The organism is Pseudomonas sp. Irchel s3h14, assembly GCF_900187425.1.
Lineage (GTDB): Bacteria > Pseudomonadota > Gammaproteobacteria > Pseudomonadales > Pseudomonadaceae > Aquipseudomonas.
Window position 1 is genome coordinate 13,134 of sequence record NZ_FYDJ01000018.1, and the last position, 19,454, is coordinate 32,587.

Annotated in this window: 19 protein-coding genes; 7 read left to right on the forward strand and 12 right to left on the reverse strand. The window is 55.7% G+C overall.

Features of this window, described 5'->3' with window-relative positions; genetic code table 11:
* Positions 1 to 24: 24 nt before the first annotated feature.
* Together CKW16_RS25000 and CKW16_RS25005 are read right to left on the reverse strand one after the other, a co-directional pair.
* The gene (locus CKW16_RS25000; RefSeq protein WP_095131513.1) at positions 25 to 288 is read right to left on the reverse strand and encodes a hypothetical protein; all 264 of its coding nucleotides are present in this window, start codon (positions 286 to 288) and stop codon (positions 25 to 27) included.
* The gene (locus tag CKW16_RS25005; RefSeq protein WP_095131515.1) at positions 278 to 1,069 is read right to left on the reverse strand and encodes a VacJ family lipoprotein; all 792 of its coding nucleotides are present in this window, start codon (positions 1,067 to 1,069) and stop codon (positions 278 to 280) included. The genes CKW16_RS25000 and CKW16_RS25005 overlap by 11 nt, the downstream gene beginning before the upstream one ends.
* Positions 1,070 to 1,216: 147 nt before the next feature.
* Between CKW16_RS25005 and CKW16_RS25010 the strand changes: the two genes are divergently transcribed.
* Positions 1,217 to 1,927: a response regulator gene (locus CKW16_RS25010; protein ID WP_095131517.1), complete on the forward strand. Its 711-nt coding sequence runs from the start codon at positions 1,217 to 1,219 to the stop codon at positions 1,925 to 1,927.
* Positions 1,924 to 3,294 carry an ATP-binding protein gene (locus CKW16_RS25015; RefSeq protein ID WP_095131519.1) on the forward strand — a complete coding sequence of 457 codons (1,371 nt, stop codon included), beginning with the start codon at positions 1,924 to 1,926 and terminating at the stop codon, positions 3,292 to 3,294. Before CKW16_RS25010 ends, CKW16_RS25015 begins: the two co-directional genes overlap by 4 nt.
* 186 nt (positions 3,295 to 3,480) lie before the next feature.
* On the opposite strand, the gene CKW16_RS25020 is transcribed toward CKW16_RS25015, so the two are convergent.
* Genes CKW16_RS25020 through CKW16_RS25035 form a run of 4 tightly spaced genes read right to left on the reverse strand, consistent with a single transcriptional unit; the run spans position 3,481 to position 8,607 of the window.
* The gene (locus CKW16_RS25020) at positions 3,481 to 3,702 is read right to left on the reverse strand and encodes a formate dehydrogenase subunit delta (RefSeq protein WP_095131521.1); all 222 of its coding nucleotides are present in this window, start codon (positions 3,700 to 3,702) and stop codon (positions 3,481 to 3,483) included.
* On the reverse strand, positions 3,699 to 6,581 hold the full coding sequence (gene fdhF, locus CKW16_RS25025; RefSeq protein ID WP_095131523.1) for a formate dehydrogenase subunit alpha: 2,883 nt from the start codon (positions 6,579 to 6,581) through the stop codon (positions 3,699 to 3,701). Before fdhF ends, CKW16_RS25020 begins: the two co-directional genes overlap by 4 nt.
* On the reverse strand, positions 6,578 to 8,134 hold the full coding sequence (locus tag CKW16_RS25030) for an NADH-quinone oxidoreductase subunit NuoF (protein WP_176471599.1): 1,557 nt from the start codon (positions 8,132 to 8,134) through the stop codon (positions 6,578 to 6,580). Before CKW16_RS25030 ends, fdhF begins: the two co-directional genes overlap by 4 nt.
* Positions 8,131 to 8,607, reverse strand: coding sequence for a formate dehydrogenase subunit gamma (locus CKW16_RS25035; RefSeq protein WP_095131525.1), 477 nt, complete (start codon positions 8,605 to 8,607; stop codon positions 8,131 to 8,133). The genes CKW16_RS25030 and CKW16_RS25035 overlap by 4 nt, the downstream gene beginning before the upstream one ends.
* A 434-nt stretch (positions 8,608 to 9,041) precedes the next feature.
* On the opposite strand from CKW16_RS25035, the gene CKW16_RS25040 reads away from it, so the two are divergent.
* The 4 genes from CKW16_RS25040 to CKW16_RS32725 all read left to right on the forward strand — a co-directional run bounded on the left by CKW16_RS25040 (position 9,042) and on the right by CKW16_RS32725 (position 10,864).
* Positions 9,042 to 9,401: a potassium channel family protein gene (locus CKW16_RS25040; protein WP_095131527.1), complete on the forward strand. Its 360-nt coding sequence runs from the start codon at positions 9,042 to 9,044 to the stop codon at positions 9,399 to 9,401.
* A 327-nt stretch (positions 9,402 to 9,728) separates the two neighbouring features.
* Complete coding sequence (locus tag CKW16_RS32715; RefSeq protein WP_252193898.1) at positions 9,729 to 10,031, forward strand: transposase; 303 nt, start codon at positions 9,729 to 9,731, stop codon at positions 10,029 to 10,031.
* Between the two features lie 8 nt (positions 10,032 to 10,039).
* Positions 10,040 to 10,489 carry an IS3 family transposase gene (locus tag CKW16_RS32720; protein ID WP_256580543.1) on the forward strand — a complete coding sequence of 150 codons (450 nt, stop codon included), beginning with the start codon at positions 10,040 to 10,042 and terminating at the stop codon, positions 10,487 to 10,489.
* Between the two features lie 48 nt (positions 10,490 to 10,537).
* The gene (locus CKW16_RS32725; RefSeq protein WP_256580544.1) at positions 10,538 to 10,864 is read left to right on the forward strand and encodes an integrase core domain-containing protein; all 327 of its coding nucleotides are present in this window, start codon (positions 10,538 to 10,540) and stop codon (positions 10,862 to 10,864) included.
* Positions 10,865 to 11,028: 164 nt separating this feature from the next.
* Here CKW16_RS32725 and CKW16_RS25050 read toward each other — a convergent pair whose 3' ends face one another.
* From CKW16_RS25050 to tnpB, 3 genes are all read right to left on the reverse strand, one after another.
* Entirely contained in the window at positions 11,029 to 11,340 is a 312-nt protein-coding gene (locus CKW16_RS25050) for a DUF3077 domain-containing protein (protein ID WP_095131529.1), read from the reverse strand.
* A 544-nt stretch (positions 11,341 to 11,884) separates the two neighbouring features.
* On the reverse strand, positions 11,885 to 13,417 hold the full coding sequence (locus CKW16_RS25060; protein ID WP_095131531.1) for an IS66 family transposase: 1,533 nt from the start codon (positions 13,415 to 13,417) through the stop codon (positions 11,885 to 11,887).
* An 18-nt stretch (positions 13,418 to 13,435) separates the two neighbouring features.
* Complete coding sequence (tnpB, locus tag CKW16_RS25065; RefSeq protein WP_256580545.1) at positions 13,436 to 13,795, reverse strand: IS66 family insertion sequence element accessory protein TnpB; 360 nt, start codon at positions 13,793 to 13,795, stop codon at positions 13,436 to 13,438.
* Between the two features lie 388 nt (positions 13,796 to 14,183).
* Between tnpB and ltrA the strand changes: the two genes are divergently transcribed.
* Positions 14,184 to 15,734 carry a group II intron reverse transcriptase/maturase gene (gene ltrA, locus CKW16_RS25070; protein ID WP_371918053.1) on the forward strand — a complete coding sequence of 517 codons (1,551 nt, stop codon included), beginning with the start codon at positions 14,184 to 14,186 and terminating at the stop codon, positions 15,732 to 15,734.
* Positions 15,735 to 15,906: 172 nt separating this feature from the next.
* On the opposite strand, the gene CKW16_RS25075 is transcribed toward ltrA, so the two are convergent.
* Genes CKW16_RS25075 through CKW16_RS25085 form a run of 3 tightly spaced genes read right to left on the reverse strand, consistent with a single transcriptional unit; the run spans position 15,907 to position 19,378 of the window.
* Positions 15,907 to 17,733, reverse strand: a complete 1,827-nt coding sequence (locus CKW16_RS25075; RefSeq protein WP_095131535.1) for a DUF3732 domain-containing protein — start codon at positions 17,731 to 17,733, stop codon at positions 15,907 to 15,909.
* On the reverse strand, positions 17,730 to 18,185 hold the full coding sequence (locus CKW16_RS25080) for a hypothetical protein (RefSeq protein WP_095131537.1): 456 nt from the start codon (positions 18,183 to 18,185) through the stop codon (positions 17,730 to 17,732). The genes CKW16_RS25075 and CKW16_RS25080 overlap by 4 nt, the downstream gene beginning before the upstream one ends.
* The gene (locus tag CKW16_RS25085) at positions 18,182 to 19,378 is read right to left on the reverse strand and encodes a hypothetical protein (protein WP_095131538.1); all 1,197 of its coding nucleotides are present in this window, start codon (positions 19,376 to 19,378) and stop codon (positions 18,182 to 18,184) included. Before CKW16_RS25085 ends, CKW16_RS25080 begins: the two co-directional genes overlap by 4 nt.
* Between the last annotated feature and the right edge of the window lie 76 nt (positions 19,379 to 19,454).

A 19,454-nucleotide genomic window follows, 5' to 3' on the forward strand; every position in this document is an offset into this window, starting at 1 on the left:
ACGCAACTGGCTCGAATCTGACAGTCAGGGCAACTGCTCGCTGTCAGCCTTCATTACATCGGTCTCGCCATTGGCCACGAGCCAGCGAAACAGCTCTGCCACCGACACCGTGTGGCTGCGCTCTATCCACCGCACCAACGCCGGGCCGTAGTGTTCGGTGTAGCGGGTGAGCACCAGTTGGCGACAGTCCGGTGACAGGCGCAGGGTGATTTCCCGACAGTGCAGAGTGGCCGGGTCGTGCTGGATGACCCGTTGCTGCAGCATCAGGCTATTGCCTTCAGAAACCATCGGCCGGTGCTCCTGTGCATTGATGTTTGGTTGTCTGCGCCGAGCCTTGTTTGCCATCAGCCACGTAGGCGGCACGATGCTCGGCGACCACGTTGCGTAACGCGCTGTAGTAGTCCGGCAGTTTTTGCAGGCTGTCGGTCAGCGGTAAGGCTTCTGCGCGGTCATCGACGATGCCGCCGACTGTGCTGATGGTGGACAGCGTGTCCACGGTATCGCTATTGCTGCCAAACGGATCGATCACAAAACCGAGTACGCGGCCGACGGCGTCGCGGCTGTTGGAGGTGCCGAGCAAAGGCAGTTCGACGATCGGACCGTTGCCGATGCCCCACACGCCAAACGTCTGGCCGAAATCTGCGTCGTGACGCGGGATACCGGCCATGCCGGAGACATCGATCAAGCCCACCACGCCGACCGTGGTATTCAGCACGAAACGCCCCAGCGTATTGGCCGAGCGCATCGGGTTGCCTTGCAGCAGGTCATTGATAAAGACCTTGGGCTCGCCGAAGTTCGCCACAAAGTTATGCACACCGGTCTGGAAAAAGTCCGGCGAGTAGCGATAGCCGCGAGCGACCGGCGCCAAGGCGTAGTCATCGACCACCCGGTTAAACGCGAAGACCCCACGATTGAACGGTTCCGCCGGGTCGTACACCGAATAGGCGATGTCGGCGCAACTCACATCGGTGGTGGACGGCGGCTGACTGCTGCAACCCGCCAACCCGGCAGCCAGCACGGCAATCGAGGTGTTGCGGGCCAGCCTGGGAGCACATTTGAAAGGCAACATGGACGCGATTCTCGGGAGGAATTCGCCGAGATGCTGAGCCCCAAGACTTGCGCAAAGATGTCTGGTTTATTGCAGGATTGAAATATATGACGCGCTGCCGTGAATGGTTTTAGATGGCGGTTCCATTCGCCCCTTAAGTGACCTTCGGTGAACAGCCTTTTAATTGTGGACGACGACCTTGAAGTCCTCGATCTACTGAAAAAATTCTTCGTGCAGCACGGCTACAGCGTCGAAGTCGCCACCGACGGCCCGTCGCTGTGGGCGGCCATCGAGCGCCAGCCGCCAGACCTGATCATTCTTGACGTGATGTTGCCCGGGGACAGCGGGCTGATCCTGTGCCAGCAACTGCGGATTCGCTACACAATACCGGTGATCATGCTCACCGCCATGGGCGAACTCAGTGACCGGGTGGTTGGGTTGGAACTGGGCGCCGATGATTACCTGACCAAACCCTTCGACGCCCGTGAACTGCTGGCCAGGGTGCGTGCCGTGCTGCGTCGCGTGGACGAGCGCCGTCCGGTATCGCAGGAACGGCCACGGCCACTGATCGACTTCGCCGACTGGCACCTGGACGTCACCCGTCGTGAACTGCGATCGCCGGACAACGTGATGATTCCGCTGTCGGCCGGCGAATTCGACTTGCTGCTGGTCTTCGTCGAACACCCGCAGCGCATTCTCACCCGCGAGCAACTGCTGGATCTGGCGCGAGGGCATTGTCATGAGGCGTTCGATCGCAGCATCGACGTTCAGGTCAGCCGCCTGCGGCGCAAACTCGAGTCCGACACCAAACGGCCGGCGATGATTCGCACCGTGCGTAATGGCGGTTACCTGTTCACGCCCAGCGTGACGCGGCGATGAGCTGGTTGAAGCGGATTCGCCGGGATACGGTGGCGCGCTGGATCGCGTTGACGATCATTTTGGCCATGCTCATTTCACTGGCACTCAACGGGCTGTTTATCCAATTGGCCGGCGTCTGGGCGCGTCCGCCGCTGACCGAAACCGGCCTGCTGGAAAAAGCCGCCGCCATCAGCCGCGTCATCGAGGCCGCGCCGGCGCCACTGCGCAACTCATTGGCGCAAGCTGCCGGCGAGAACGGTTTCACCGTCAGTTGGCATCCGGATCGGCACGATCTCAATCTGCCGGCCGTGGAAGATCCGAAGTCCGATATCGGCTCGGCCATCCTGCAGCCGATGCTCAGAGCCCCTGACCGGCGTATCGAAGCCTATGAGCCGGCCGACTGGACGGAGCACACGGCGGACGCACATTACGCGCTGCTGATCGAGCTATCGGATTCGACATGGCTGATGTTCTCCGCGCCCTCGCGCAGTTGGGGCCTCGACGAAACGCCACGCTACCTGATCGTGATCCTGCTGGTGCTGATCTCCACAGCCCTGGTCGCGCTGATTGCCACCCGGCGCCTCGCCACACCTTTGCAGCACTTTGCCGAAGGTGCCCGGCGCTTCGGCGTGGACTTCCGCGCACCGCCCATCGAACCGCTGGGCCCACAGGAAATCCGCCAGGCGATCCTCGCCTTCAACGCCATGCAAGCCCAGTTGCGACACTTCATCCGTGACCGCACGCAAATGCTCGCCGCCATCTCCCACGACCTGCGCGCGCCCCTGACGCGGATGCGCTTGCGAGGCGAATTCATCGAAGACAGCGAGCAACAGCAGCGGTTATTTCGTGATGTGGATGAAATGCAGGCGATGATCAACTCAGCGTTAGAGTTCTTCCGCGATGATGCCCGGCTTGAGCCGGCGACCCAGTTTGATCTGGCAGAACTGCTGCAAACGTTGCTGGATGATTATCGGGATCAGGGAGTCGACATTACGTTCAGCGGGCCGCTGCGGTGGGTGTATTTCGGGCGACCCTTGGGGCTTAAGCGGGTGATGACCAATCTGCTGGATAACGCGATCAAGTACGGGAGTGAGCCGGCGATTGAACTGATCCCCGGAGCTGGAGAGGTGCGGATCAAGATACTGGATCGTGGGCCGGGTATTCCCGATGCCAGCCTTGAACAGGTTTTTGCACCGTTCTTCAGACTGGAAGGCTCACGAAACAAAAGCACGGGGGGTGTTGGTTTGGGGTTATCGGCGGCGCGGGCGATTGTGCTGGAACACGGAGGCGAGCTGACACTGCGTAATCGGTCGACGGGCGGGTTGGAGGCGTTGGTGGTGTTGCCGGTGCATCCAGGTTCAGAGCGGATCTCTCAGCATTTGCTTTGAACTGAGCGATTAAACGCCCCAAAAAATTGGGGCTAATCCAGATGCGAGCCAGTTACACAACTCCTGTGGGAGCGGGCTTGCTCGCGAAAGCGATATACCAGTCACCATCATCGTTGACTGACACACCGCTTTCGCGAGCAAGCCCGCTCCCACAGGATTTTTCGGTCAGGCTTAAGTCGTGTGGACCTAAGCCTCCCAGCCCGCCCCACTGACCGCTGCCTGCGCCAGTGGGTGCAAGTCTGCGCCCTGATGCTCCGTCTGCCAGGCAAGCAATTCCTTGCGCATGCCGGGTGTCCAGTACATCTGCAGATGATTACGCACGCCGAGTACGGCCTGTTGCTGGTCCGGTTGGCTGGCGAAGTACTGGGCGATCTGATTGGCCATTTTGATCAGATTTTCAGTGCTCATCGGCGTACCTCGGCTTTAGAGCCACGCGCCTGGCGGCGTTCGTCGAGCAGGCGTTGTTGGTTGTCACTGAACTCCTGATAGCGTTTTTGCCACTCGGAAGGGTGGTAGACGCGGCTGACTTCCACGGCCGTGACCTTGTACTCCGGACAGTTGGTGGCCCAGTCAGAGTTGTCGGTGGTGATCACGTTGGCCCCCGATTCAGGGAAGTGGAAAGTGGTGTACACCACGCCTGGGGCGACCCGTTCGGTGACCCGCGCACGCAGTACGGTCTGGCCGGCGCGGCTGCCGATGCCGACCCAGTCACCCTCGTTGATGCCACGACTCTCGGCGTCGGTCGGATGGATTTCCAGGCGGTCTTCGTCGTGCCAGGCAACGTTCTCGGTACGCCGGGTCTGGGCGCCGACGTTGTACTGGCTGAGGATGCGCCCGGTGGTCAGCAGAAGCGGATAGCGATTGTTGACCTTTTCCTCGGTGGGCACGTAGCCGGTGAGCATGAAACGCCCCTTGCCGCGCACGAACTCCTCGATGTGCATGGTCGGCGTGCCGTCCGGTGCCGCGGCGTTGCACGGCCATTGCAGGCTGCCGTGGCTGTCCAGTGCGGCGTAGCTGACGTTGGTGAAGGTCGGCGTCAGGCTGGCGATTTCATCCATGATTTGCGACGGGTGCGTGTAGTTCATCGGGTAACCCAGCGCGTTGGCCAGTGCCACCGTGCCTTCCCAGTCGGCCTTGCCGCCCAGGGGGGCCATGACCTTGCGCACCCGGGAGATGCGTCGCTCGGCGTTGGTGAACGTGCCGTCTTTTTCCAGGAACGAGCTGCCCGGCAAGAACACATGGGCGAACTTGGCCGTTTCGTTGAGGAAAATGTCCTGCACCACCACGCACTCCATGGCCGACAGTGCCGCGGTGACGTGCTGGGTATTCGGATCGCTTTGGGCGATGTCTTCGCCCTGGCAATACAGGCCCTTGAAACTGCCGCCCAGCGCTGCTTCGAACATGTTCGGGATACGCAGGCCCGGGTCGGGTTGCAGAGTGACGTTCCAGGCCTGTTCGAACTGCGCCCGTACCACCTCGTTGGAGATGTGTCGGTAACCGGGCAGCTCATGGGGGAAGGAGCCCATGTCGCAGGAACCCTGAACGTTGTTCTGTCCCCGCAGCGGGTTCACGCCCACGCCTTCGCGGCCGATGTTGCCAGTGGCCATGGCCAGGTTGGCGATGCCCATCACCGCGGTGCTGCCCTGGCTGTGCTCGGTGACGCCCAAACCGTAGTAGATCGCGGCATTGCCGCCGGTGGCATACAGGCGGGCGGCGGCGCGGATGTCGGCAGGGTCTACGCCGCAGATGGCGCCGAGGACTTCCGGCGAGTTTTCCGCACGGCTCACGAACTCGCTCCAGTGGGCGAAATCCGTTCCCTCGCAACGGGCGTCGATGAAGGGCTGATTGAGCAGGCCTTCGGTGACGATGACGTGGGCCAGGGCGTTGAGCATGGCGACGTTGGTGCCCGGGCGCAGGGCCAGGTGCAGTTCGGCGCGGGCATGCACCGAATCCACCAGATCAATGCGACGTGGGTCGATGACGATCAGCCGTGCGCCTTCACGCAAGCGGCGTTTGAGCTGGGAGGCGAACACCGGGTGGGCGTCGCTGGGGTTGGCGCCCATCACCAGGATCACATCGGCCTGCATCACCGAGTCGAAACTCTGGGTGCCGGCGGACTCGCCAAGGGTTTGTTTCAGGCCATAACCGGTCGGCGAGTGGCAGACCCGCGCACAGGTGTCGACGTTGTTGTTGCCGAACGCGGCGCGCACCAGTTTTTGCACCAGGTAGGTTTCTTCGTTGGTGCAGCGGCTGGAGGTGATGCCACCAATGGAGTCGCGGCCGTATTTTTGCTGCAGTCGGCGGAATTCGCTGGCGGCGTAGGTCACCGCTTCATCCCAGCTGACTTCCTGCCAGGGATCGTTGATGTTTTTGCGGATCATCGGTTTGGTGATGCGATCCGGGTGGGTGGCGTAGCCCCAGGCAAAGCGTCCTTTGACGCAGGAGTGACCGTGGTTGGCCTGGCCATTCTTGTCCGGAACCATGCGCACCAGTTGGTCGCCTTTCATCTCGGCGCGGAACGAGCACCCCACGCCACAATAGGCACACGTGGTGATCACGCTGCGTTCGGGCTGACCCAGTTCGACCACGCTTTTTTCCATCAGGGTCGCGGTGGGGCAGGCTTGCACACAGGCACCGCAGGACACGCATTCCGAGTCGAGGAAGTTCTCGCCACCGGCGGCCTCGACCCGGGATTCGAAACCGCGCCCGGTAATGGTCAGGGCGAAGGTGCCTTGGGTTTCTTCGCAGGCGCGCACGCAGCGGTTGCAGACGATGCACTTGCTCGGGTCGTAGTCGAAGTAAGGGTTGGAGGTGTCCTTCACATCGGCCAGATGGTTGTCGCCTTCATAGCCGTAACGCACTTCTCGCAGGCCGACCTGACCGGCGACAGTTTGCAGCTCGCAGTTGCCGTTGGCCGAGCAGGTCAGGCAGTCCAGCGGGTGATCGGAGATGTACAGCTCCATGACATTGCGGCGCAGGGTGGCGAGCTTCGGCGTCTGGGTATGTACGCTCATGCCTTCGGTGACCGGCGTGGTGCAAGACGCCGGGTAGCCGCGCATGCCGTCGATTTCAACCAGGCACATGCGGCAGGAGCCGAACGCTTCCAGGCTGTCGGTGGCGCACAGTTTCGGAATGGTGGTGCCCAACAGCGCGGCGGCGCGCATCACCGAGGTGCCTTCGGGCACGCTGATGCTGCGGCCATCGATGTTCAGGGTGACCTGCACCTCGCTGTCGCGGGCCGGGGTGCCGAGATCGATATCGGTGTTCGGGTCGAAGAGAGTGATCATTGGTCGGCCTCCGAAGATTGCAGACCGAAGTCGGCGGGGAAGTACTTGAGGGCGCTGGCTACCGGAAAGGAGACCATGCCGCCCAGCGCGCACAGCGAACCGTATTGCAGGGTGTCGCACAGGTCCTTGAGGATGATCACCTGCTCATCGCGACCACTCTGGTCCGGCGCGGCCAGCAGGCGGTCGATCACCTCCACGCCCCGGGTCGAGCCGATGCGGCAAGGGGTGCATTTGCCACAGGATTCCTCGGCACAGAACTGCATGGCGAAGCGCGCCATGTGGGCCATGTCCAGGCTGTCATCAGCCACCACCACACCACCATGACCGAGCATCGCGCCGATGGCGGCGAACGCTTCGTAATCCAGCGGCGTGTCGAATTGACTTGGCGGCACCCAGGCGCCGAGCGGGCCGCCGACCTGAGCGGCTTTCAGCGGTCGGCCACTCGCGGTGCCACCACCGTAGTCTTCCACCAGTTCCCGCAACGTCAGGCCAAAGGCCCGTTCCACCAGGCCGCCGTGACGAATATTGCCCGCCAGCTGGAAGGGCATCGTGCCGAGGGAACGGCCCATGCCGTAATCGCGATAGAACTGCGCACCCTTGGCCAGAATCAGCGGCACCGAGGCCAGGGTCAGCACGTTATGCACCAGGGTCGGCAAGCCAAACAGGCCCTGCAACGCGGGTATCGGCGGCTTGGCGCGAACGATCCCGCGCTTGCCTTCGAGCGAGTCCAGCAGCGCGGTTTCCTCACCACAGATGTAAGCGCCGGCACCGACCCGCACTTCCATATCGAAAGCCTGGCCGCTGCCGCCGACATTGGCGCCGAGGTAACCGGCGGTCCGGGCGATGTCCAGCGCCTCGCGCAGTGTCGCCACGGCAGCCGGGTATTCCGAGCGCACATAGATGTAGCCGTAGCTGGCGCCGACGGTGATGCCGGCAATGGCCATGCCTTCGATCAGCAGGAAGGGATCACCTTCCATCAACATACGGTCGGCGAAAGTGCCGGAGTCGCCTTCGTCGGCGTTGCACACAATGTATTTCTGCGCAGCCTGGGTCGCGCGCACCGTGCGCCATTTGATCCCAGCCGGGAAAGCTGCGCCGCCACGGCCACGCAGGCCTGAATCGAACACCGCGGTCGCGGTCTGCTCGCCGCCCAGGGCGATGGCTTGGGTCAAGCCCTCAAAGCCGCCGTGGGCCCGGTAATCCTCTAGGGACAGCGGCCGGGTTATACCGGCGCGGGCAAACAGCAGGCGTTGTTGAGTCTTCAGATAAGGCAATTCCTCCACCAGGCCCAAGGCCAGTGGATGAGCGGACGGCTCGCCTTGCAGCGCATCGAGCACGGTCGGCACATCGGCAGCAGTCAGCGGGCCGAAGCCGATACGGCCTTGCGGGCTGTCCACTTCCAGCAGTGGTTCCAGCCAATACAGGCCGCGCGAGCTGGTGCGTTGCAGGTCCAGATTGCTTTCCTGCGACTGATTGGCAAGGGCCAAGGCCACCTCATCGGCGCCCACGGCACGGGCCAGAGAATCAACGGGCAGATAGAGACGCGGCATCATGCGTCCTCCCGGCAAGCGTCGAGCAAGGCATCCAGACGCTCGGCGCTGAGCCGCGCATGCACCTGGCCATCCAGCTCAAGGGCGGGCGAACAGGCGCAGGCGCCGAGGCAATACACCGGGCGCAGGCTGATGTTGCCATCGGCGCTGCTGCCGTGGTCGTCCAGTTGCAGACGTTCGCGCAACTGCGCCGCAAGCTGCTCGGCGCCGCGGCTCTTGCAGGACTCGGCCCGGCACAGACGCAGGATATGCCGGGCCGGAGGCGCGGTTCGGAAGTCATGATAGAAGCTGATCACCCCGCGAACCTCGGCCTGACTCAGGTTTAGCGCATGGGCAATCTCGGGGATGGCGGCGTCGGGGATGTAACCGATGCCCTCCTGAATCTCATGAAGAATGGGCAACAGTGCGCCCGGGGAGCGTTTGTGGCGCTCCAGCAGGCTGTTGACCATAGGCAGGTGCAACATCTCATCAGGCATTCAGCATTCCTCACGGTCACGGACAAACCAGATGGTCGTCGGTCGTCCGAAAGTGTCGGCTGCGGCACTCACACCACGTCACGGTATCGTGGCAATTTCAGGCCGTTGGCCAGGGCACCCTGAGCGGGCATCTTGTTGTGCCCGGCGCGGTCTTTGCCGCACCTCTTAAAGGGCATTAAGGCAGCTTGCCACGCTGCTTTTGATTCATCTGCACCAAAGCGACGTGTTCGGTTCTTTCTACGACCTTCTATTGAGTCTAGAAGAGTGCGGCCTGAGGCGTCGTCCCTGAATGGTCGATGGCGTCGAAGTCACCTATCGAGGTGTCCGGAATTAGTTGACCACTACACAGTTGGTCACCAGTTTCCAGCGTTTGTGCCAAGCTGATGGAGTGTTAATACGCCTACCGCTCAGGCAAACCTCAGGAAGCCCATGACATGAACCCCACTCATGCGTCGCACGTCCGTCGAGAATTCTTCAAAGCAGTCGGGTTCTACTTTCGCGTTGTCTGGCCGATCTTTTCCATACTGCTTTTTACTATCGTGCTGTTCGGCCTCATCATCAGCCACCTGGAGGGATGGGATCCTTTTGACGGCATCTATTTCGGCTTCGTGACCGGTTTGACCATTGGTTATGGAGAACTCGTGCCGAAACTTGGCGTCTCGCGGGTTCTGGCGATTTTGCTGGGGTTCAACGGGGTGCTGATGACAGCGATATTTGCGGCGATCAGTGTTCGGGCGATTGAGGTTGCAGTGCGGGCGTCGGGGCAGAAAGAGCCGGGTAAGCCGACGGCGTGAAGTCATGCAAGTCATCGACTCCGAGAGTGTCAGATCCGTAGGCAATTCAGGGAGCAGATGCGTTGATCTATCCCGCTGTAAACCGAAGCTCATTCACCCTGAGCCGAAAAATAAAAAGCCCCGAAAAACCTCGGGGCCAATCCCAAATGCCAGCCATCACACACAACCCCTGTGGGAGCGAGCCTGCTCGCGATAGCGCCAGCCCAACCAACGCAAAACCCTGAAGTGACCACAATCCCTTGTAGGAGCGAGCTTGAACTGGCCTAATGAATTTGGACACATCAATAGGGCGCTATGATGGCGCCCAAATCTGAGGTGTGCATGAGTATGCGAAAGTCCTATTCCAGCGAGTTCAAGCTCAAAGCCGCAAGCATGGTGCTTGATGAAGACCAGCCTGTTCCCGAGATTTGCGCCAGTTTGGATATCGGCCCTACGGCTTTGCGCCGCTGGGTCGAGCAGGTACGTAAAGAGCGTGCCGGATCAACACTGGCTGGTACAAAGGCTATCACCGCCGAACAGAAGCAAATCCAGGAACTGAAAGCCCTGCTCAGGCAAAAAGACCGGGATATCGAAATCCTAAAAAAGGCCAGTGCTCTCCTGCTTTTGGACTCCAAAGATCATTCCCTCTGATCAATGAGTTGGGCGAGCAGTACGGCGTTTCAGATTGCTGTCGTGTATTTGAAGTCAACCGCAGCAGCTATTACGCCTGGCGTCAGCGTCAGGGGAAAACCAACCTGGAGCGCGAAGCGCTCAAGGTTGTTCTAGTTAAGTATCACAAGGCTTCAAGAGGATCGGCAGGGGCGCGAACCCTTTCTGAAGACCTGCGAGGCGCAGGCCATCAGGTGGGGCGCTACATGGCCCGCCGTTTGATGAAGGAGGCTGGGATTGCCAGCCGACAACGCAGGCCCCATAAGTACAAGTCGTCAGGTGTTGAGTCTTTGGTGGCCGAGCATGAGCTGGATCGTGAGTTTTACGTAGCTGATATCAACAAGGTCTGGTGTGCGGACATCACCTATATCCAGCTCGGCAAGCGTTGGCTCTACTTCTCGGTAGTTTTGGATCTGTTTGCGCGCCGAGTGGTGGGATAGTCGTATTCACTGGTCGCCGATGCGACGCTGGCAAGTGAGTCACTGCGGATGGCTGTTGAATTGAGAGGGCGACCTAAAGGGGTGCTGTTTCATTCTGACCAGGGATGCCAGTACACCAGTCATAAATTCAGAGCTGAACTGCAGGCGCACGAGCTGAAGCAGAGCATGAGTCGAAAAGGCCAATGCTGGGATAACGCCCCGATGGAGCGTTTTTTTGGCAGTTTGAAGTCCGAGTGGGTGCCCGAGGAAGGTTACAACTCGGAGTACGAGGCTCGGGCAGATATCAACCGATATGTGGCGCGCTACAACAGCGTAAGGCGCCACAGCTACAACGGTTACCACTCCCCAGTAGCGGCAGAAAAGCTAGCGGCGTGAGAACCGAAAAGAATGTCCGAAATTACTGGACCAGTTCAGCTCGCTCGCGAAAAACGCAAGGCATCCACCTATCCCGATGAATACCACACCCACCGCAACCAAACCCGCCCCCACAACATCACGCCTAACTCTTGAAACCAAAAGCTATCCCGGCGCTTCGCCCACTACCCCTCAGCCTTCGCCCCCGCCCGCTTAGACGCCATCTCATTGTCCCGATCCCGATTCAGCACCTTCACCGCATCATCCACCACCGCCTTGCTCATCGCCGTCAAATAATGCGCGGCCCTGGCGTGGCGGTCGGTATCTGTGGCGTAAGCAGCATCTTCGGTCAGCTTCTTGGCGAGGAACAGAAAGTCAGAAGCCATTGATAACGCATCACCGAGAGGAACGCCGCGAGTTACGTGGAACAGGGCTTGATTCGCGCAGTAGATGGCGGGTGTGAGGCCGATGGTTTTGAGTTCTGGTTGATCGGTCATTTACCACCTCCGATGAGGGAGAGGCGGTGGAAGAGGGTGGATGGTGGGGCGTTACGCGATTGGGAATTGCGTAGAGAGAAAAGCCAAATTTTGTACGGATTGATGCTGCGCATTATCAGACTCCTTGATATGGGGAGCTGCCACATTCGTTTCCACACGAATGGGTGACAGCTGTGCGCAGGGTGGAAAACCGGGAATCAAGGAAACCGGCACGCCCGAAGACGTCCCACGCACAGCCGCCATAACTCACGCCGCAGGCATAAAAAAAGCGCCGGCAGACGTGATGGGGGCGCTGTTGCGCCTTGAATTACACGGGTTTCCACACCCGATCGCTGAATTGGCAGCGACGGTGGGAGGGTATCGTGCAGGTCCTTCTCTTGCAACTTCAAAGTCGTTGTCCAAACCGACTACCGAAGGCGAGGGTGAAACCACGTTTGTCAAGAAAAAACGTGGCCAGTCCCATTTGTTTAATAGTAGGGACTGCCGAGGTCAATCATTCGTAAGCGCTCCATAAACCCCACCGATTTCAGGATGGGGTGAGCGCTCAGCCAGGTGATACCGGCGAGCAGTTCCACGGCAACAGGGCTTCGTAATCCTCAACCGAGGACGCCAGTGGCAAACGCTCCAGTGCGTGGCGCAGCCACGCATAGGGTTCTTGGTCATTGGCTTTGGCCGTCTCGACCAGGCTGTAAAGCTGAGCGCTGGCCGTCGCGCCTTTGGGCGTGTCGCTGAACAACCAATTCTTTCTACCGATGACGAAGGGCCGGATCGCACGTTCGGCGGCATTGTTGTCGATCGGCAAGTAGCCTTGCTCGACATACCGCTCAAGTTTGTTCCAGTTGCTCGCCAGGTAACCGACGGCTTTACCCAAGGCATTCTGAGCCGTGACCTGCGGCCGCGTCTTTTCCATCCAGCTTTTTAGCTGAGCCAGCACCGGCAGGCTGCGTTCATGGCGACCGGTCTTGCGATCTTCATCGACGTTATCCTTGAGGTCGCGCTCGATGCCGTAAAGCTTGTTGATCAGGTTCAGCGCGATATCCGCACGTCCCGTCTTGCCCTTGGGTTGCACTTTTTGCGCTTCGACAAACTTGCGCCGTGCATGCGCCCAGCAGCCCAAACGCTCAACTCCGGCCTGTGCGCCCAGCGCGTTGTAACCGGCATAATCGTCAGTCATCACGTAGCCGCGATAGCCATCGAGCAGGCGCGTCGGCACCTCCTGCGCCCGGCTGGTGGAATAGTCAAAAAGGATCACCGGCTTGTCAGGCGGGCCACCGGTTTGCACCCACATCCAGGACTGGCTGCTTGGCTCCCGATCCGGCTCTTTGAGCACCTGCACGCGCGTTTCATCGCAGTGGATGATGCGGCTGGCCAACAGGCTATCGCGCATCAAATTGAGCAGCGGCTGAAAGTGCTCACCGCACTGGATGACCCAGCGGGCCAGGGTCTGGCGCGGGATATCGATGCCATGACGGCCCAGCACCTTTTCGAAACGGTGAAGCGGTAGACCGTCGACGTATTTGGTCGTCAGCAACATGGCCAGCACGCTCGGACTGGCCATGCTTTTTTCAATCAGTTGGGCGGGTTTATCCGCCGTCACCGGTGCCGACTCACAATCGCGGCAGCCATAGACCTTGCGTACATGCTTGATCACGCGGATCTGCATCGGGATGATTTCAAGCTGTTCGCTGACCTCCTCGCCGATGGCGTGTTTACGGCAGCCGCAGGCACACGTCAGCTCATGCTCGGGAAGTTCATGGATGACTTCGATTCGGGGCAGGTCGGTGGGCAGCGGCTTACGTTTGCCGCGACGTTTGGTCGGCACGACAACTTCTTCTTCGCAGGCTTCATCGACAGGCTCTGCAACACTTTCTGCTTCATTGAAGAGCGCCAGCTGCGGCGTTGCCGGATCAGTCGTTTGCTCGGACTTACGCCCGAACAATCTTTGGCGCAACAGCGCGTTCTCTTCTTCAAGATGAACAATCTTGCCTTTGTCAGACGCCCGCTCACTGATCATTTGCTCAAGCAATTGCCTGAGCAAAACAGGATCATCAGGAAGGTCTTTGGGCATGGAAATCATGCCGCGGATTATACCGAATCAGGCGACGTATCGAGGCGTCAAAACCTGATGAGGGCGGTTGCGCCAGAGGTCGAAGCCATCGAGTAGCCAGTTCAGTTCCTGGACTGTCAGGACAATCGCCTCGTCGCTGGCTTCGGGCGATGTTTTGAATCGCTCGGACTCCAGGCGCTTGAGCCAAAGGCAGAAGCCGTTGCGTTCCCAATACAAAATCTTCACGCGGTTTCGGGACTTGTTGAGGAAAACGAAAAGCACAGGGTCGAACACGGCGACCTTGATATCCAATTCGACCAGCGCGGCCAGACCATCAATGGATTTTCGGAAGTCCACGGGTTTGGGGTAGAGATAGACTTTTTCGACTTTGGCGTCGGGTCGCATCATGAGTTGCTGGCTCCGGAAGGGATCGGGAGCACAGCATCCGGGATCATCTGGCCGCTTTGAATGTGGGGTTCATGGAGCGCTTAGTGCGCCAGCCAAGCTGGCAGTTGATAAAGGGTGAAAGTCCCTACGAGAGAAGTTATGGCGAAACACCTCGACCCCGAGTCATGCGTTGTGCACCGTGAGGTGTACGGCGAAGCGTTGGCAGGGGAAACCAGCAGGCCAGCCATTGAGCCGCGAAATCATGAGTCCAGGGCGCCGACGCTGTTAAGCGAAGCGGAAGGCCACAGTGTGCATGACGATAATCGCAAGCCATGTTTCACGCCCTGCGCGGTCGTAGACCCTGAGCATGCTGGGAAGTCAACTGTACGGAAGCTGGGAGATCTCATCCGTGTCTGGTCGTGACAAGCCAGACGGGGCAGGAAAGGTCACAAGCCAAACGCCTGCCGTCTACGCGGATGAGAAGTCGGATAACTCCGTAGTACCTGAGAAGTTGTCGAACAATGGGTTTTGCTCAGCGGAGACAATGGAGGAAAGGGAGTTAGCCAAGGGGAACAGCGAACAGCCTTCCGCACCCCGGACGCAGAGCCGGACAAGTGCGTTGTCAGGGTTGCTCGCTGTACGTCAAGCAGCTCGGCGAGATCGCCGGGTAAAGTTCACGAGCTTACTGCACCACGTGACGGTCGAGCTATTGCACGAGAGCTTCTACAATCTCAAGCGAGACGCGGCCAGTGGTGTGGATGGTCTATCGTGGCGAGAGTACGAGCAAGGTCTGCTCACAAGGCTGACAGCCTTACACGACAAAGTGCACAGTGGCCGCTATCGCGCCCAGCCTGTTCGGCGGGTGTTTATCCCAAAGGCAGATGGTAGCGAGCGCCCGCTGGGCGTAACCGCATTGGAAGACAAGATCGTCCAGGCGGCAGTCGTGCAAGTGCTCAACGCAATGTATGAGCAGAACTTTCTCGGACTCTCGTATGGTTTTCGCCCAGGTCGAGGGCAACACGATGCATTGGATGCGTTATCGGTAGGAATACAGAACTCGCGTGTTCGTTGGATACTGGACGTGGATATTCGAGCGTTCTTTGACACCATCGATCACGAATGGATGATGTGCTTCCTGCAACACCGAATTGCGGATAGGCGAATGTTAGCGCTGATAGCTCGATGGTTGCGCACAGGTATTCTCGAAAATGGAAAGCGCATTCCTGCGAAGCAGGGTACGCCGCAAGGTGCGCCCATTTCACCGTTGCTTGCCAACATTTACCTGCACTACGTGATGGATTTGTGGATCAGGCAATGGCGCCAGCGTACTGCACGAGGTCAGATGATTGCTGTGCGGTACGCAGACGACAGTGTGCTTGGGTTTGAAAAGCATGAAGATGCATGGAGTTTTCGCCAGGCGTTGGAGGCTCGACTAGCTCAGTTCAACCTGACACTGCATCCAGAGAAAACACGGTTGCTACGGTTTGGTTGGTTCGCGATCGAAGATCGCAAGAAGCGCGGAGAAGGAAAACCGGAAACTTTCGATTTTCTCGGGTTCACGCATATCTGTGATCAAACCAAGAACGGGATGTTTGTGGTTAGACGCGTGACCATCGCCAAGCGTATGAGAACGACAATCAGGGAGATACGGGCGCAGTTACACAAGCGCAGGCATGAGCCCGTCCCGGTAATCGGACAATGGTTGAGCCGTCTGTTTAAAGGTTACTGCAACTACTATCACGTACCCGGTAACACACGGCGACTGGATGCCTTTCGCCGTGAAGTGATCGGTGCGTGGAGGCATGCCCTTAAACGGCGAAGTCAGCGGCACCGTCTGAACTGGGAACGCATGGCTACGTTGGCCCGGCTATTCATACCCTATCCAAGAGAGCTACCAATGCATCCGCATCCCATAACCCGCTTCGGCGTCAAAACCCAAGGCAGGAGCCGTATGCGGTAATTCCGCACGTACGGATCTGTGCGGGGGGTGGCAGGTGACTGCCATTCCTACCGCGACCAATCATTCACGATAGCGAGTTTTTATGGTTTTTATCTAAAGTCAGATTTAATTTATCTCGTTTAAATCGCTCTAGGAAAATAGTTTAAGTAGTGCCGCTGGTAATGCTGCTCGGCTAATCGAGTATTAAGCCATAATTTCCACGAAGTTCTTTGTCAACTAGGTGAAATCTATCCAGCTCCAGCCTTTTCCAGTGGGTCTCTTTGATGTGCTCAAGCAATATGATTTGGAATCCACCTTCTTTATCCATGTCTTTTACAAAATTATTCATTTCAACAAGTGCAGCGTCAAGGCTGATAATATCATCCGTAGGCTCTCCCTCATTGGAGAAATAAGGCGTACTTGGTTGGTCCAGTACCATAAACGATGGCATCCAAGATACTTTGTGTCGCTTCGCGACCTCATGAATAGACAGGAAATATGCCAAATGTAGGTATAGATAGTTTGATGCACTACCAACATCTGACATTTTTTCGACAGAGGATAGATCTTCAGAAAATAAGTGTATTAAGCGTTCTTTTTCACTAAATCGGGCGGTGAAGTTGTCATATCCTTTAAGCTTCAATCGTTGGAGTTTGTTGTTTATGAATTCGTTTAGTTTTTGCTCCGCTAGCTCAAATTTCAGGTTGTCTTCTTCAATTGCTCCTCGAAGTTGAGCTGCCTTGTTCTCAAATTCCTCGGGATCATAGTTGAATGTACTATTGTCAGAATTGCTGAAAAGTTGGATTTTTGTGTCTAGCTTGCCTATATATTTATAATATTCTTTTGGGCTTGAGCGTACCTTTTGGTTTTTTTGTAGAATGCTCAGCTCTGATTCGAGTTTGATTATCTCAGAGGTGTTAGCTGAAATTAGCTCTTTTATTTCCGCTAGGAAAGGGGCTTGATTCTTATTTTTGATTACTGTTCTTAAACGTCCAAGCTCTACCTGTAGGTGGTGAATAAGGCTATTCGCCATCTCTGAGGGGAAGACCAACTCAGGATGCTCGTTGAAAAACTCAACTGGTCGCAGCGCATCTTCAGCCTGCTTGGATGAACTAGATAATTCTAGTTTTCTTTCTGCAAAAGTTTCATATTTTTTATTTTTTGTACGAAGCGAGAATAAACGTTTCTCGATGCTTTCAATTTCAGTTTTACCAATCGGTGTGATGTCTGAGTCGATCACAACTTCTTTAAGTCTCTGGAGGAGTGTGTCAACATCGAGAGAGGAATTTTCAATTATGCCGAGCGTGGCAGCTTCTTGCCCCAGTTCTCGTAATTCATCTGAAAAGGCGAGTTTGTTTTTTTCAAATATTTCTTTCTTTCTTTCCAGAGAGGCTCGTTGCTGTTCGAGGTCTAAAAGTTTTGTTTTTGCTGCAGACGTTTTAGCGTTTTCAACGCCTAGTGCCATACGGAAAGTTCTTTCGATTGACTCTTGGTATCTACCGTCGGCTGGTCTTATATACAAATACTCTGGTGCAATAATCGCATTTTGATCTTGATAGCTATAAGGTAGAAAGCTGCGGAACGATACTTTTGAGCCGGTACGTATATGTCTGCCACCATATGGTATTTTTAGCTCAGAGTCGATACCGAACGCGTCGTTTAGAACTTTTTTCAGGTTGTCAATTTTGATGTTTAGAATCGGGCTTTCTGGGATAATACCGTCTTCCGAAAGAAATGCTTGAGATGTTTCTTCATTTTCTTCTGATGGGCGCGCAATGAGAAGCTCCCGATCATGTATTTTAATTTTTAGTCCGTACCAAGTTATCTTCGAGTCGATGTTAGTTTTCGATATTCCTTTCGTCTCACTTGCTAATAGGCAGTAATCTATAATGTATAGAATTGACGACTTTCCTTTGCCTGAGTCGCCTGTAATCACGTTGACACGGTTTTCTAGGAATTCAAGGTTTCGTAGTACTCCATTCTTTTGCCACAGAAAAATATTCTTTATCTGAATGCTCATAGCGATATCCTAAAGTTTTGATACAGGTCGGCAGCACTTTCTTCCAGTATCTTTGCTATTCGAGGGGCTGCGAGAAAAATTTCATTTCCGACCTTTCCTACCGATTTGGCCGTTTCAGAGGTAAAGACTTCTTTTGTTAAGAATAAAAAATTCTCATCAAATCTTGTGAGGTCCATTTCGCAGGATAATAGCATCGTATTCAAAGACGTCGTCGAAAGGTCTAAGTAGTGATTATTGATAGATGCGAAATCTTTAGGGAAGGAAAGTGCTAAGTCGCGACTGCCTACAAAAACAACGTTTTTGTTTTTCAAGATGGAGCGAATACGCTTATTGAAAGCGAAAGGCAAAATCAATAAAGCTTTTGTTAGTTCCAGGCGCTGCTCCGGAATATGCGACAAAATCGCTTGTATCGCTAAAGTGCCAAGTACCTCGTTTTTAATAAGCGAATTCATTTAGAGTATAGCTCCTTCCAATCTATCTTCCAGCCAATAGATGGGGTGTTAGAAAGCTTTATAAACTTACCCTTGCTAAAGCCATCTGGTAGGGGGATGTTTTTAAGCTTTAATTCCTTGTTTAATGTTGCTTTATAACAAGCCTTCGCTGCAATAAAAGTTCCTGCATCGGCTTCCGTAAATGTCCCGTGAGCATCCTTGTGGATGCTGCTCCAACTATATTCGCATTGTTTCTCTAATCGGATATCATCTTGGTAAGTGAAATCTCCTTCCGATTTTAGATCGGCTATGAGGCTTTCTGTTGCGAGCATTTCGATGCCGTGATCAATTACGTCGCTTTGAGAAACCCCAATGTCAGCTAGTTGGTGGCTAAAGGTGCTTCCCAAGAAGGATATATTTTCCACTTGCTGAAAGTCATAGTACTTATCATAGAATCGATCGTAATCGATATCTTCACTTCTTGAAGACCTCACGATTCTGTCGAAACCCATCTGATTGCGGAATACATGATACGAAATGATGACTTTCTGGGAGTTTGAAATACTGTTGAACTTGTAGTCCTTGTAAGCACCTATCACAAACTTTCGCGTATCATCAAGCTTGGATTGAGGTACGGCTAGATAAGAAAGCTTATCGTTTATTTGTTGGTTAATGCTGGATGAGTCAGTTTCGAAGTTGAAGCGATCTAAAATGAAATCAACATCTTTTCGCTTGGCGGATGCTAAATCTTTTACATATTTAAATATTGGGTTTGGGGGGTCGTCTTTCGACTTTAAAGTCTCTACTTTTTGCATTTCTTTGAAAATTGATTCGATTGCAACAATGATTTCGTTTTTGTTGTCTTTTGCGGATCTTAAAAGAGTGATTAAATTTTGGTTGTTTAGTTTTTTGTTGGAGTATATTTTAAACTTTATATTTTTTTCTTTGGGTAGCTCAGGTAAAGAGTTAAGCCAGTTGTACAAGGTCTTCCATAGATCAATATCTCTTTCAGTTATATTTCCACCTGAAAGGCTATGTTTGACTTGGATGAGATTAAGCTCATCACTAATGCTTTCGGTATGCACATCATCAAAAACCTCTAGGCCAATCTGCTCGCCGGGTTTTAGGCTAATTAATATATCCACCAGAACTAAGTCTTGATATTCAAAGCCTAATGAACTTTTATCTGCAGCCGTTTTTTCTAAATGCCCCATGTGCACCTGTCCGAGACTGTTTTACTAGCTATTGGGTATGCAGTATGCATTCCATAAAGATTAGAGCTTTTGAGCT